The organism is Pseudomonas fluorescens Q2-87, from assembly GCF_000281895.1.
Taxonomy (GTDB): domain Bacteria; phylum Pseudomonadota; class Gammaproteobacteria; order Pseudomonadales; family Pseudomonadaceae; genus Aquipseudomonas; species Aquipseudomonas fluorescens_S.
Window position 1 is genome coordinate 1904573 of sequence record NZ_CM001558.1, and the last position, 13072, is coordinate 1917644.

The following is a 13072-nucleotide window of genomic DNA, read 5'->3' on the forward strand; positions in this document are numbered from 1 at the left end:
CTCCCCACGTTTTACCTGAGGTAGACCCATGAGCCAGTCCTTTGATATTGCCGTGATCGGCGCCACCGGTACTGTCGGCGAAGCCCTCGTGCAGATTCTCGAAGAGCGGGACTTCCCGGTCGGCAACCTGCACCTGCTGGCCAGCAGCGAGTCGGCAGGCAGTTCGGTGATGTTTCGCGGTAAAAACGTGCGGGTGCGCGAAGTCGACGAATTCGATTTCAGTAAAGTCCAACTGGTCTTTTTCGCCGCGGGGCCCGCAGTGACTCTGAGTTTCGCCCCGCGTGCCACGGCCGCCGGTTGCGCGCTGATCGATCTGTCCGGCGCCTTGCCGCCGGAGCAGGCGCCGCAGATCGTGCCCGAAGCCAATGCCCCTGTGCTGGCTGGCCTGGGCAAACCGTTGCAGGTCGGCAGCCCCAGCGCTTCGGCCATCGTGCTGGCAGTCGCCCTGGCGCCGCTGCGTGACTGCCTGGATATTCAGCGCATCAGCGTGACCGCCAGCCTCGCGGTGTCCGCCCAGGGCCGTGCCGCCGTGAGCGAACTGGCGCGCCAGACCGCCGAGTTGCTCAATGCCCGTCCACTGGAGCCGAAGTTCTTTGACCGGCAGATGGCGTTCAATCTGCTGGCACAGGTCGGCACCCCGGATGAACAGGGTCATACGCAACTGGAAAAGCGTCTGGTGCGCGAGTTGCGCCAGGTCCTGAATCAACCTTTATTAAAGATTTCCGTCACTTGCATTCAAGCCCCGGTGTTTTTCGGCGATAGCTTTAGCGTGACTGTGCAGTCTGCAGGCGCCATCGACCTGGCCAAGGTCAACGCAGCCCTGGAAGCGGCGCCCGGTATCGAGCTGGTGGATGCGGGCGATTACCCGACGCCGGTGGGCGATGCGGTGGGCCAGGATGTGGTCTATGTGGGGCGTGTACGCGGCGGTATCGATGATCCGGCTGAACTAAATATGTGGCTGACGTCAGATAACGTACGCAAGGGCGCGGCGCTCAACGCAGTGCAGGTGGCTGAGTTGTTGATAAAAGACCTGCTGTAAAAGATACTTGGGCACAATTTGTCGAATGATTCTAGCTGGGCGCTATGCTTGGCCAGAGTGCTGAAGGCGAACCCTCCTCTGGAAGCGTTCCCGAGGCATGAGTGAAACGATCGCGCGCACCGTCGCTTTGGGGCTGCGCGCAATGCCTTACGGCAGCGGCATCAATACCTTCTCGCTGGCCGAGGAATGTTCAAACAAAGGAAGAGGCTATGGTTCAAGTTCGCAAACTGGTGTTAGCAATAGCGGCCGCCTCGGCGCTGTCCTCCGGTATGGCGCAAGCGCTCGGGCTGGGGGAATTGACCCTGAAGTCGGCGCCGAACCAGCCCCTGGTCGCCGAGATCGAGTTGCTCGACGTTCAGCAACTGACCGCTGCCGAAGTCGTGCCGAGCCTGGCCTCGCCCGAAGACTTCGCCAAAGCCGGCGTCGACCGCCAGGCCTTCCTCAACAACCTGACCTTTACCCCGGTGATCAACGCCAACGGCAAGAGCATCCTGCGGGTGACTTCCAGCCAGCCGCTGTCCGAGCCGATGGTCAAGTTCCTGGTGCAAGTGATGTGGCCCAACGGCCGCCTGTTGCGCGACTACAGCGTATTGCTCGATCCGTCCAAATTCTCACCCCAGGCCGCCGACGCCGCCCGGGCGAAGCCGGCCCAGGTCGTGTCCACGCCGGTCACGGGCGCTACCAAGCCGTCGCAATACACCACCACGCCACGCGATACCCTGTGGGAAATCGCCGCCAAGGTGCGTAACGGTGGTTCGGTCCAGCAGACGATGCTGGCGATCCAGGCCTTGAACCCGAACGCGTTCATCAACGGCAACATCAACCTGCTCAAGACGGGTCAAGTGCTGCGCCTGCCGGACCCCGTGCAAAGCACTGCGCTGCCACAGCCACAGGCCATCGCTGAAGTCGCTGCGCAGAACGCTGCCTGGCGTTCAGGTCGTCGGGCTGTGGCGGGTGCCGGCAAGCAACAGCTGGATGCCACCAAGCGGGGCCGTGGCGAAGGCGCGCCGGCACAGGCTGCCGGTCGCGATAACCTGAGCCTGGTATCGGCCGAGTCGGCGAAGGCGGGCGCCAAAGGCAAGGGTGCTGCGGGCGATGCCCAGGCGTTGAACAACAAGCTTGCGGTGACCCAGGAGAGCCTCGACTCGGCTCGCCGGGACAACGAAGAGCTGAAAAGCCGCATGGCGGATCTGCAGAGCCAGCTGGACAAGCTGCAGCGCCTGATCGAACTGAAGAACAATCAACTGGCCAAGATGCAGGCCGAAGGCGCCGCGGTACCGCCTGCCGGTGAAGCGCCGCCAGCGATGTCCGCCGAGCTGACCCCTGCGCCAGCGGCACAAGCCCCGGCGCCTGCGCCTGAAGCGACCCCTGAAGCGACGCCGCCTGCTGCACCGGTCGAGCCGGCGCCTGCCGCTTCCAACGAACAAAAGTACAACGACCTGCTGACCAACCCGGTCCTGCTCGGATTGATTGGCGGCGGCGCGCTGATCCTGCTGTTGTTGCTCTTGCTGCTTGCCCGCCGCCGGAAGGCCCAGCAGGAAGCCGAGAAACACGTGCGCATGGCGCGCGCCCTTGAGGAGGAGGCCGATTTCTCCCCGGAGCTCGATCTGCCCCCGAGCAGCTTCGAGGGCATTGATGTTCCGCCACCTAGCGTAAAACTCGAGCCAAAACCGGCGCCAGCGCCTGCGCCGGTACCCAAGCCGGCTCCGGTGGTCGCGCCTGTGGTCGTTACGCCGCCCATCGCCGCGCCGCTGGTGGCTCCGGCTGCCGACCCTTCCGACGACGTGTTGCCCCTGGCCCAGTCCCATATCGATCGTGGTCGCTTGAATCAGGCGGCTGATCTGCTTGAACAAGGAATCAAGGCCGAGCCTCAGCGCAGTGACCTGCGCCTGAAGCTGATGGAAGTTTACGGCCAACAGGGCGACCGCGACGCTTTTGTCGCCCAGGAGCGTCAACTGGTGGCCAATGGCGACAACTTCGCCCAGGTCGAACAGCTCAAGAGCCGTTTCCCTGCCATGGTGGTCGCGACCACCGCAGGCCTGGCCGCTGCGGCAGTCGCAGCGGAGCTGGACGCGCAGTACGTCAAGGACCTGCTCGAAGACAAAGCGCCGACCGATGAGGAACTGGACAGCGCCTTTGACCTGAGCCTGGACGATATGGAAGCGACCCCGGTCGCGCCGGCACCCGAGCCCGTCGCAGAGCTGGATGCGTTCCCGGAAGACGACGACCTGAGTTTCGAGTCGGTGCTCAAGCAGCAGACCGAAGCCAACGAAAGCCTGGACGACCTGTCGGAGTTTGACCTGGATCTGGGCGCCGATGCGCCGGCCCCGACACCAACTGCTGCGCTGGATGACGAAGACTTCCTGCTTGACCTGGGCGACGACCTTAAAGGTTTCGACCTGCCTGCGCAGGACACGCCGCCAGTCGCCGATATCCCGGCTGACGACCTCGAATTGCCGGCCGATTTTGACCTGTCCCTGGCCGATGAAATGGACGCCCAGGATGGACCCAAGGACGCCTTCGAGTCCGAGTTGGACGATGTCAACGCCGAGCTTGATCGCCTGTCCGACAGCCTCGGCCAGCCGACGTTCACCGCCGAGGATGCGTTGGTAGGCGCTGAAGACGAGCCGGACTTCGACTTCCTCAGCGGCACCGATGAAGTCGCGACCAAGCTCGATCTGGCCCAGGCCTACATCGACATGGGCGACAACGACGGCGCCCGGGACATCCTCGGCGAAGTCCTCAGCGAAGGCGATGCCACCCAGAAGAGCGAAGCGCAGGAAATGTTGTCGCGCTTGGCTTGAGAAGAGCGGTAAATAAAAACGGCAGCCAATGAGGCTGCCGTTTTTGTTTGTGTTGGTTCACTCACCACAGGGACTTGTCCTGGTCCCAAGACCCACCTGGCCCCTTGTGGGAACGAGCTTGCTCGCGATGGCGTCGGCCCATTCGCCGCCGGATCACCGGTTGCACTGGCATCCCACTCGGCGCGCCTTATAATGCCCGCCTTTGCGTACCTTAGCAGGCTGTAATCCTTGGCAAACATAGACAACCCAGCTGCCGAAATGGCGGCTGAAGGCTTTTTACGGGTCGCCTTGGGCGTTGAATACAAAGGCTCGCGCTATCGCGGCTGGCAGCGTCAGGCTTCCGGTGTATTGACGGTGCAGGAAACCCTCGAGAACGCGCTGTCCAAAGTCGCCGACTCGCCCGTGTCGCTGCATTGTGCCGGCCGTACCGATGCCGGCGTGCACGCCTGTGGCCAAGTGGTGCATTTCGACACCCAAGTCGAGCGTTCGATGAAGGCCTGGGTGATGGGTGCCAACATCAACTTGCCCCACGACGTCAGCGTCAGCTGGGCCAAGGTGATGCCGGCGCATTTCCATGCGCGCTTCAAGGCCATCGCCCGACGCTATCGCTACGTGATCTACAACGATCAGATTCGCCCGGCGCACCTGAACGAAGAAATTACCTGGAACCATCGGCCGTTGGACGTCGAGCGCATGGCCGAGGCCGCGCAATACTTGGTTGGGGTCCACGACTTCAGTGCCTTCCGCGCCGGTCAGTGCCAGGCCAAGTCGCCGATCAAGGAGCTGCATCACCTGCGCGTGACCCGTCACGGCAAGATGATCGTGCTCGACATCCGCGCCAGCGCATTCCTGCACCACATGGTGCGCAACATCGCCGGCGTGCTGATGACCATCGGTGCCGGCGAACGGCCGGTGGAATGGATCAAGGAAGTGCTCGACAGCCGCATCCGCCGTTCCGGTGGCGTGACCGCACATCCGTTCGGCTTGTATCTGGTGCAGGTCGAATACCGCGATGAGTTCGAACTGCCGGAGCGTTACATCGGGCCACATTTCCTCACGGGCTTCTCGGAACTCGACGGCTGACGCCCTGCGCAGCATTTGCTAACATCCGGGACTTTCACGGATTTGCCTGAGGTTTTAACGACATGTCGGCCGTTCGCAGCAAGATTTGCGGAATCACCCGCGTCGAGGACGCGTTGGCGGCGGTCGAGGCTGGCGCCGATGCCATCGGGCTGGTGTTTTATGCCAAGAGTCCGCGAGCGGTGACAGTGCAGCAGGCCAGGGCGATCATCCAGGCCTTGCCGCCGTTCGTGACCCCCGTGGGCCTGTTCGTCAATACCAGTCGTTGCGAGTTGGGCGAGATACTCGATGCGGTGCCGCTGGCCCTGTTGCAGTTTCATGGCGACGAGGCCCCGGCTGACTGTGAAGGCTGGCATCGGCCCTACATCAAGGCGTTGCGGGTCAAGGCCGGTGATGACATTGCGGCCAGTTGCGAGGCGTTTGCCGGTGCCAGCGGCATTCTGCTGGACACCTACGTGGAAGGCGTTCCCGGCGGTACCGGCGAAGCATTCGACTGGACACTGGTGCCGCAGGGCCTGAGCAAACCGATCATTCTGGCCGGTGGCCTGACGGCAGAAAACGTGGCCGAGGCCATTCGCCAGGTTCGCCCTTATGCAGTGGACGTGAGTGGCGGGGTGGAGCAGGCCAAGGGCATCAAGGATGCGGCAAGGATTCACGCGTTCATGGCCGCTGTACGCAGCAGCCAGTCGTCAATGTGACGGCTGGCAGACTGCCGCCGTCCATACCAGCACTGTACAAAGCAGGCAGGCGCCGCCTCCGGGTGGGCCGATAGCAAAGTGGTAATCGCACTGCAGCGGTTGCCGGGATGGCTGAGAAGATTTGGGTTGCACGCAGGTCATGCTTCGCGCTGACCGTGTCTGCCCCTCGACTCGCCGCACAATGAATTTAGCTCAAGGGCATACGCGGGGCCGCGAACCAAAGCGTTCGGGCCGCCGGTACTGGAGAAAGAAAGCATGAGCAACTGGTTGGTAGACAAACTGATCCCTTCGATCATGCGTTCCGAGGTGAAGAAAAGCTCGGTGCCTGAAGGTCTGTGGCACAAATGTCCGTCCTGCGAAGCGGTGCTGTACCGCCCCGAGCTGGAAAAGACCCTGGACGTTTGCCCTAAGTGCAACCATCACATGCGCATCGGCGCACGTGCCCGTATCGATATCTTCCTGGACGCTGAAGGTCGCGTGGAACTGGGCGCCGACCTGGAGCCAGTGGACCGTCTGAAATTTCGCGACGGCAAGAAATACAAGGACCGCCTGACCGCTGCCCAGAAGCAGACCGGTGAAAAGGACGCCCTGGTGTCCATGAGCGGTACTTTGCTGGGCATGCCTGTGGTGGTCTCGGCTTTCGAGTTCTCCTTCATGGGCGGTTCCATGGGCGCCATCGTCGGCGAGCGTTTCGTTCGCGCCGCCAACCATGCCCTGGAAAACCGTTGCCCGATGATCTGCTTCGCCGCTTCCGGCGGTGCGCGGATGCAGGAAGCACTGATTTCCCTGATGCAGATGGCCAAGACCTCTGCCGTGCTGGCTCGTCTGCGCGAAGAAGGCATCCCGTTCATCTCGGTGTTGACCGACCCGGTCTACGGCGGTGTTTCCGCCAGCCTGGCCATGCTGGGCGACGTGATCGTCGGCGAGCCCAAGGCCCTGATCGGCTTTGCCGGCCCGCGCGTGATCGAGCAGACCGTACGGGAAAAACTGCCGGAAGGCTTCCAGCGCAGTGAGTTCCTGCTGGAACACGGCGCCATCGACATGATCATCCATCGCCAGGAGCTGCGTCCGCGCCTGGGCAACCTGTTGGCTCAACTGATGGGCCTGCCGACGCCGAAATTCGTCGCTGCGCCGATCGAGCCGATCGTGGTTCCGCCGGTGCCTGCAGGCCTATGACCCAACGTACCCTGGGCGACTGGCTTGCCTACCTCGAGCAGTTGCATCCATCGGCCATCGACATGGGGCTGGAGCGCTCGCAAACGGTAGCATCCCGCATGGGACTGGCCAAGCCGGCGCCCCGGGTCATCACCGTCACTGGCACCAACGGCAAGGGCTCGACCTGCGCCTTCCTGGCTTCGCTGCTGCGCGGCCAGGGTTTGAATGTCGGTGTCTACAGTTCGCCGCACTTGCTGCGCTATAACGAGCGGGTGCAGGTCAACGGTATCGAAGCCACTGACGCCGAGCTGTGCGAAGCCTTCGCCGCGGTGGAAGCGGGGCGGGGCGAGACTTCACTCACTTATTTCGAGATGGGCACCCTGGCGGCGTTCTGGCTGTTCGCCCGTGCCGGCCTGGATGCCGTTGTACTGGAAGTAGGCCTGGGCGGGCGGCTGGATACGGTCAATCTGGTGGATGCCGACATCGCACTGGTCACCAGCATTGGCGTCGACCATGCCGATTACCTGGGTGACACCCGCGAATCCGTGGCCTTCGAAAAGGCCGGTATCTTTCGCCAGGGTGCGCCGGCGCTCTGTGGTGATCTCAATCCGCCGCAGCCGCTGTTGGATAAGGTCCGTGAACTGAGCTGCCCGTTCTTCCTGCGCGGGCGTGATTTCGATCTGGCAATGACCGAGCAGCATTGGCAATGGCGCGGCAGCGACGCCCAGGGCAATCCGGTGGAGCTGCGCGATCTGCCGCTGCTGGATCTGCCGATGGAGAATGCCGCGCTGGCACTCCAGGCCTACCTGTTGCTGGGCTTGCCATGGGATGCCGGGCAGATCATCCAGGCATTGCAGGCGACCCGGGTCGTAGGGCGCCTCGATCGCCGTCAGTTCGATTGGCAAGGCAAGCGCCTGAACCTGTTGCTGGATGTCGGCCATAACCCCCATGCCGCGCAATACCTGGCTGAGCGCCTGGCGCGGCGGCACGTGGCAGGGCGGCGCCTGGCGGTGTTCGGGCTGCTCTCCGACAAGGATCTGGATGGCGTTGTCGAGGCGTTGGGTGCTAGTGTCCAGCACTGGGCGGTGACGCCGCTGGATTCGCCGCGCTCGCGTACGGCGGCGCAATTGCAGGAAGCCCTGCTGCGCCACGGCGCGCCGGTGCAAGCCTATGCCAGCGTGGCTGCCGCACTGGAAGGGCAGAGCGCCCAAGCCACGGCCGATGACGAAATTCTGTTGTTCGGATCATTTTTTTGTGTTGCCGAGGCCCTTCAATGGTTGGCCCGGCGCTCCACGGAGGAGGCTGCAGATGGCATTGCTGGATAAGGCGTACAAGCAGCGCATGGTCGGGGCCCTGGTGTTGGTAGCCCTGGCGGTGATTTTCCTGCCGATGCTGTTTTCCCGTCAGGACGAGCAACGCCAGGTCACTGTCGATGCGCCTGCCGCGCCCCAGGCGCCTTCGATGCCGCCGGTTCAGGTTGAGCCTGTAGCGGTACCGGAGCCGCAAGTGCTGCCTCAAGAACCTATCCCCAGCGACGATGAACTGGCTGGGCAACCGGCTGCGCCTTCGACGCCGATTGTACCTGCACCTGCGGCGCCAGCTGCGCCGAGCAAGCCGGCCGTTGCGCCAACGCCTGTACCTGCGGCCCCGGCCAGCAAGCCAGCCCCAACCCAGCCGATTACCGCTGCCCCCACCAAGCCGGACACCACGCAAAGCCGTGTGGATGCCAACGGCCTGTCGGTCAGTTGGTCGGTACAGTTGGCGAGCCTGACCAGTCGCGAAAGCGCCGAAAACCTGCAGAAAACCCTGCGCAGCCAGGGCTACAACGCTTATATCCGCTCCGCCGATGGCAAGAACCGGGTATTTGTCGGTCCGCTGATCGAGCGTGCCGAGGCCGATCGGCTGCGGGATCTGCTCGGTCGCCAGCAGAACCTCAAGGGTTTCGTGGTGCGCTTCCAGCCTGAACGCGGATAACGACGATTTATCTGATTTGAATCACGCAGCTTACCGATAGCCCTGGGCTCTGCTAAAATGCGCCGCCTTATCCGTCCGTAGGCTGCACCGTGCCATTTACCTGGGTTGACTGGGCGATCGTTGCGATCGTCGCCATCTCCGCATTGATCAGTCTGAGCCGCGGCTTCGTCAAGGAAGCCCTTTCGCTGCTGACCTGGATCATCGCGGGAGTCGTCGCCTGGATGTTTGGTGGTTCGCTGTCCCAGTACCTCGCCGGATACATCGAAACACCGTCGGCCCGCGTGATTGCGGGCTGTGCCATCTTATTTATCGCCACCTTGCTGGTGGGCGCAATGATCAACTATCTGATCGGCGAGCTGATTCGCGTCACCGGGCTTTCCGGGACGGACCGGTTCCTGGGCATGGCCTTTGGCGCTGCGCGTGGCGCGTTGCTGGTGGTCGTGGCCGTCGGGCTCTTGAGCCTGGGGCCGGTGCAGCAGGATACGTGGTGGCAGGAGTCCCGGCTCGTGCCACAATTTTTATTGGTCGCAGACTGGTCCAAGAACCTGATCCTGGGTTGGAGCAGTCAGTGGCTTGCCAGCGGTATCAGCGTACCCGCTGAAATACCGTTCAAGGAACACCTCTTGCCGATGGCCAAAACGCCGCAGTGAGAGTTGTTCAGTTCAGATCCATTAAGTAGGGGTTGCGTCGCATGTGTGGCATCGTCGGTATCGTCGGTAAGTCGAACGTCAATCAGGCGCTGTATGACGCGCTAACCGTGCTCCAGCACCGCGGCCAGGACGCTGCCGGTATCGTGACCAGCCATGACGGCCGGTTATTCCTGCGCAAGGACAACGGCCTGGTGCGTGACGTGTTCCACCAGCGTCACATGCAGCGCCTGGTCGGCCACATGGGTATCGGCCATGTCCGTTATCCGACCGCAGGCAGCTCGACGTCGGCTGAAGCCCAGCCGTTCTACGTCAACTCGCCCTACGGCATCACCCTGGCGCACAACGGTAACTTGACCAACGTCGAGCAACTGGCCAAGGAGATCTACGAATCGGACCTGCGCCACGTCAACACCAGCTCCGACTCGGAAGTCATGCTCAACGTATTTGCTCATGAGCTGGCCCAGCGTGGCAAGCTGCAGCCTACCGAAGAAGACGTGTTCGCCGCCGTGACCGACGTGCACAACCGTTGCGTGGGCGGCTACGCGGTGGTGGCGATGATCACCGGCTACGGCATCGTTGGTTTCCGCGATCCCCACGGCATTCGCCCCATCGTTTTCGGCCAGCGCCACACTGACGAAGGCGTCGAATACATGATTGCCTCCGAAAGCGTGTCCCTGGACGTGCTCGGCTTCACCCTGATTCGCGACCTGGCGCCGGGCGAAGCGGTCTACATCACCGAAGACGGCAAGCTGCACACTCGTCAGTGCGCGACCAACCCGTCCCTGACCCCATGCATCTTCGAGCACGTGTACCTGGCGCGCCCCGACTCGATCATCGACGGTGTCTCGGTCTACAAGGCCCGCCTGCGCATGGGCGAAAAGCTCGCCGACAAAATCCTGCGCGAGCGTCCGGAACATGACATCGATGTGGTCATCCCGATCCCGGACACCAGCCGCACCGCGGCCCTGGAACTGGCGAACCACCTGGGCGTGAAGTTCCGCGAAGGCTTCGTGAAGAACCGCTACATCGGTCGTACCTTCATCATGCCGGGCCAGGCCGCGCGGAAAAAATCCGTGCGCCAGAAGCTCAACGCCATCGAGCTGGAATTCCGCGGCAAGAACGTGATGCTGGTGGATGACTCCATCGTGCGCGGCACCACCTGCAAGCAGATCATCCAGATGGCCCGTGAAGCTGGCGCCAAGAACGTTTATTTCTGCTCCGCGGCCCCGGCCGTGCGCTACCCGAACGTCTACGGCATCGACATGCCGAGTGCCCATGAGCTGATCGCTCATAACCGCACGACCCAGGACGTGGCCGACCTGATCGGCGCCGACTGGTTGATCTACCAGGACCTGCCTGACCTGATCGAAGCGGTCGGCGGCGGCAAGATCAAGATCGAGCAATTCGATTGCGCGGTATTCGACGGCAAGTACGTCACCGGCGACATCGACGAGGCCTACCTGAACAGGATCGAGAACGCGCGTAACGATGCGTCCAAGGCCAAGACTCAGGCGGTCAGCGCGATCATCGATCTGTACAACAATTGAGTAACGAACCGGCCCTGAGGGGCCGGTTTGCGTTTAACCCATAAAGGAGTGACAGCATGAGTCAGGATTGGGATGCCGGTCGGCTGGACAGCGACCTTGAAGGCGTAGCGTTCGATACCCTGGCGGTTCGCGCGGGTCAGCACCGTACACCGGAAGCCGAGCATGGCGATCCGATGTTCTTTACCTCCAGCTACGTGTTCCGAACCGCTGCTGACGCGGCTGCACGCTTCGCCGGCGAAGTGCCGGGCAACGTTTATTCGCGCTACACCAACCCGACCGTGCGGGCGTTCGAAGAGCGCATCGCCGCCCTGGAAGGTGCCGAGCAAGCCGTGGCCACCGCCACCGGCATGGCCGCGATCATGGCTGTGGTGATGAGCCTGTGCAGCGCGGGCGACCATGTACTGGTTTCACGCAGCGTCTTCGGCTCGACCATCAGTCTGTTCGAGAAATACTTCAAGCGTTTCGGCGTAGAAGTCGACTACGTGCCCCTGGCGGACCTGGCCGGTTGGGATGCTGCGATCAAGGCCAACACCAAGTTGTTGTTTGTCGAATCGCCTTCCAATCCCCTGGCCGAATTGGTGGACATCGCCGCGCTGGCGGAAATCGCCCACGCCAAGGGCGCCATGCTGGTGGTCGATAACTGCTTCTGCACCCCGGCGCTGCAACAGCCGCTGAAAATGGGCGCAGATGTGGTGGTGCATTCGGCGACCAAATTCATCGACGGCCAGGGCCGTTGCATGGGCGGCGTGGTGGCCGGTCGTGGCGAACAGATGAAAGAAGTGGTGGGGTTCCTGCGTACCGCCGGGCCGACCCTCAGCCCGTTCAATGCCTGGATTTTCCTCAAGGGCCTGGAAACCCTCGGTCTGCGCATGAAAGCCCATTGCGCCAATGCCCAGGCCTTGGCAGAGTGGCTGGAACAGCAGGACGGCATCGAGAAGGTGCATTACGCGGGCCTCAAGAGCCATCCGCAGCATGACCTGGCCACACGTCAACAACGGGGTTTCGGTGCCGTGGTGAGCTTCGAGGTCAAGGGAGGCAAGGAGGGCGCCTGGCGCTTTATCGACGCGACCCGGCTGATTTCCATCACCGCAAACCTGGGGGACAGCAAAACCACCATCACCCACCCGAGCACCACCTCCCACGGCCGTTTGGCGCCCCAGGAGCGTGAAGCGGCGGGCATTCGCGACAGCCTGATCCGCGTCGCGGTCGGCCTGGAAGACGTGGCTGATCTGCAAGCCGATCTGGCCCGCGGGTTGGCGGCCTTGTGATCGAGCTGGCAACGCCGCCGAGCAGCACTCATGGCCGGGTCGCACTGGTCACGGGCGCCGCACGGGGCATCGGCCTGGGCATTGCTGGCTGGCTGATCTGCGAGGGTTGGCAAGTGGTATTGACCGACCTGGATCGTGAACGCGGCTCCAAGGTGGCGAAGGCGCTTGGCGATAACGCCTGGTTCATCGCCATGGACGTGGCGGACGAGGCGCAGGTCGCCAACGGCATCGCCGAAGTGCTCGGGCAATTTGGACGGCTTGATGCGCTGGTGTGTAACGCGGCCATTGCCGATCCGCACAACATCACCTTGGAAAGCCTGGACCTGGCTCACTGGAATCGGGTCCTGGCGGTGAATCTCGGTGGGCCGATGCTGCTGGCCAAGCATTGCGCGCCGTACCTGCGTGCCCACAACGGCGCCATCGTCAACCTGGCCTCGACCCGCGCCGCGCAGTCGGAGCCCGACACCGAAGCCTATGCCGCGAGCAAGGGCGGCTTGCTGGCCCTGACCCACGCTCTGGCCATCAGCCTAGGGCCGGAGATCCGTGTCAACGCGGTAAGCCCTGGCTGGATCGACGCACGGGACCCGTCCCAGCGCCGTGAGAAGCCGTTGACCGAGGCCGACCATGCCCAGCATCCGGCGGGCAGGGTAGGCACGGTAGAGGACGTGGCGGCGATGGTGGCGTGGTTGTTGTCGCGCAATGCCGGGTTTGTCACGGGGCAAGAGTTCGTAGTGGACGGCGGCATGACCAAGAAAATGATTTATAAGTGAGGAGCAGCTGCAAGAAGCGAGCGACAAGCTGCAAGCGATTGTGTGGCGTTGGCGCTTTTGACTTACAGCTTGAAGCTTGCCGCTCGA

General features: G+C 62.9%; 11 protein-coding genes. All 11 read left to right on the plus strand.

Annotated elements, in window-relative coordinates; all coding sequences use genetic code 11:
• The first annotated feature begins 28 nt into the window (after window positions 1-28).
• The 11 genes from PFLQ2_RS19065 (at window position 29) to PFLQ2_RS19015 (ending at window position 12985) form a co-directional block, all read left to right on the plus strand.
• A complete protein-coding gene (locus tag PFLQ2_RS19065; protein ID WP_003179757.1) occupies window positions 29-1039 on the plus strand; it encodes an aspartate-semialdehyde dehydrogenase in 1011 nt (336 codons plus the stop codon).
• 209 nt (window positions 1040-1248) lie between these two features.
• Window positions 1249-3843, plus strand: coding sequence for a FimV/HubP family polar landmark protein (locus tag PFLQ2_RS19060; RefSeq protein ID WP_003179758.1), 2595 nt, complete (start codon window positions 1249-1251; stop codon window positions 3841-3843).
• 258 nt (window positions 3844-4101) lie between these two features.
• A complete protein-coding gene (truA, locus tag PFLQ2_RS19055; RefSeq protein ID WP_003179760.1) occupies window positions 4102-4926 on the plus strand; it encodes a tRNA pseudouridine(38-40) synthase TruA in 825 nt (274 codons plus the stop codon).
• A gap of 62 nt (window positions 4927-4988) precedes the next feature.
• Window positions 4989-5621 (plus strand): phosphoribosylanthranilate isomerase, encoded by a 633-nt coding sequence (locus PFLQ2_RS19050; RefSeq protein WP_003179763.1) that lies wholly within the window; start codon window positions 4989-4991, stop codon window positions 5619-5621.
• A gap of 255 nt (window positions 5622-5876) precedes the next feature.
• The gene (gene accD, locus PFLQ2_RS19045) at window positions 5877-6797 is read left to right on the plus strand and encodes an acetyl-CoA carboxylase, carboxyltransferase subunit beta (protein ID WP_003179765.1); all 921 of its coding nucleotides are present in this window, start codon (window positions 5877-5879) and stop codon (window positions 6795-6797) included.
• Window positions 6794-8101, plus strand: coding sequence for a bifunctional tetrahydrofolate synthase/dihydrofolate synthase (folC, locus tag PFLQ2_RS19040; RefSeq protein ID WP_003179766.1), 1308 nt, complete (start codon window positions 6794-6796; stop codon window positions 8099-8101). The genes accD and folC overlap by 4 nt, the downstream gene beginning before the upstream one ends.
• Window positions 8085-8750: an SPOR domain-containing protein gene (locus PFLQ2_RS19035; protein WP_003179767.1), complete on the plus strand. Its 666-nt coding sequence runs from the start codon at window positions 8085-8087 to the stop codon at window positions 8748-8750. The genes folC and PFLQ2_RS19035 overlap by 17 nt, the downstream gene beginning before the upstream one ends.
• Before the next feature lie 89 nt (window positions 8751-8839).
• Entirely contained in the window at window positions 8840-9400 is a 561-nt protein-coding gene (locus PFLQ2_RS19030) for a CvpA family protein (RefSeq protein WP_003179770.1), read from the plus strand.
• A 41-nt stretch (window positions 9401-9441) separates the two neighbouring features.
• Window positions 9442-10947, plus strand: a complete 1506-nt coding sequence (gene purF / locus PFLQ2_RS19025; RefSeq protein ID WP_003179772.1) for an amidophosphoribosyltransferase — start codon at window positions 9442-9444, stop codon at window positions 10945-10947.
• A gap of 56 nt (window positions 10948-11003) precedes the next feature.
• On the plus strand, window positions 11004-12215 hold the full coding sequence (locus PFLQ2_RS19020; RefSeq protein ID WP_003179774.1) for an O-succinylhomoserine sulfhydrylase: 1212 nt from the start codon (window positions 11004-11006) through the stop codon (window positions 12213-12215).
• Entirely contained in the window at window positions 12212-12985 is a 774-nt protein-coding gene (locus PFLQ2_RS19015) for an SDR family oxidoreductase (RefSeq protein ID WP_003179776.1), read from the plus strand. Before PFLQ2_RS19020 ends, PFLQ2_RS19015 begins: the two co-directional genes overlap by 4 nt.
• The last annotated feature ends 87 nt before the right edge of the window (window positions 12986-13072 follow it).

What these genes read in the sequence shown, in the direction of transcription:
- PFLQ2_RS19020 (WP_003179774.1), top strand. Translation starts at nt 11,004, where the DNA reads ATGAGTCAGGATTGGGATGCCGGTCGGCTGGACAGCGACCTTGAAGGC.
- folC (WP_003179766.1), top strand. Translation starts at nt 6,794, where the DNA reads ATGACCCAACGTACCCTGGGCGACTGGCTTGCCTACCTCGAGCAGTTG.
- accD (WP_003179765.1), top strand. Translation starts at nt 5,877, where the DNA reads ATGAGCAACTGGTTGGTAGACAAACTGATCCCTTCGATCATGCGTTCC.
- PFLQ2_RS19065 (WP_003179757.1), top strand. Translation starts at nt 29, where the DNA reads ATGAGCCAGTCCTTTGATATTGCCGTGATCGGCGCCACCGGTACTGTC.
- truA (WP_003179760.1), top strand. Translation starts at nt 4,102, where the DNA reads ATGGCGGCTGAAGGCTTTTTACGGGTCGCCTTGGGCGTTGAATACAAA.
- PFLQ2_RS19035 (WP_003179767.1), top strand. Translation starts at nt 8,085, where the DNA reads ATGGCATTGCTGGATAAGGCGTACAAGCAGCGCATGGTCGGGGCCCTG.
- PFLQ2_RS19060 (WP_003179758.1), top strand. Translation starts at nt 1,249, where the DNA reads ATGGTTCAAGTTCGCAAACTGGTGTTAGCAATAGCGGCCGCCTCGGCG.
- PFLQ2_RS19050 (WP_003179763.1), top strand. Translation starts at nt 4,989, where the DNA reads ATGTCGGCCGTTCGCAGCAAGATTTGCGGAATCACCCGCGTCGAGGAC.
- purF (WP_003179772.1), top strand. Translation starts at nt 9,442, where the DNA reads ATGTGTGGCATCGTCGGTATCGTCGGTAAGTCGAACGTCAATCAGGCG.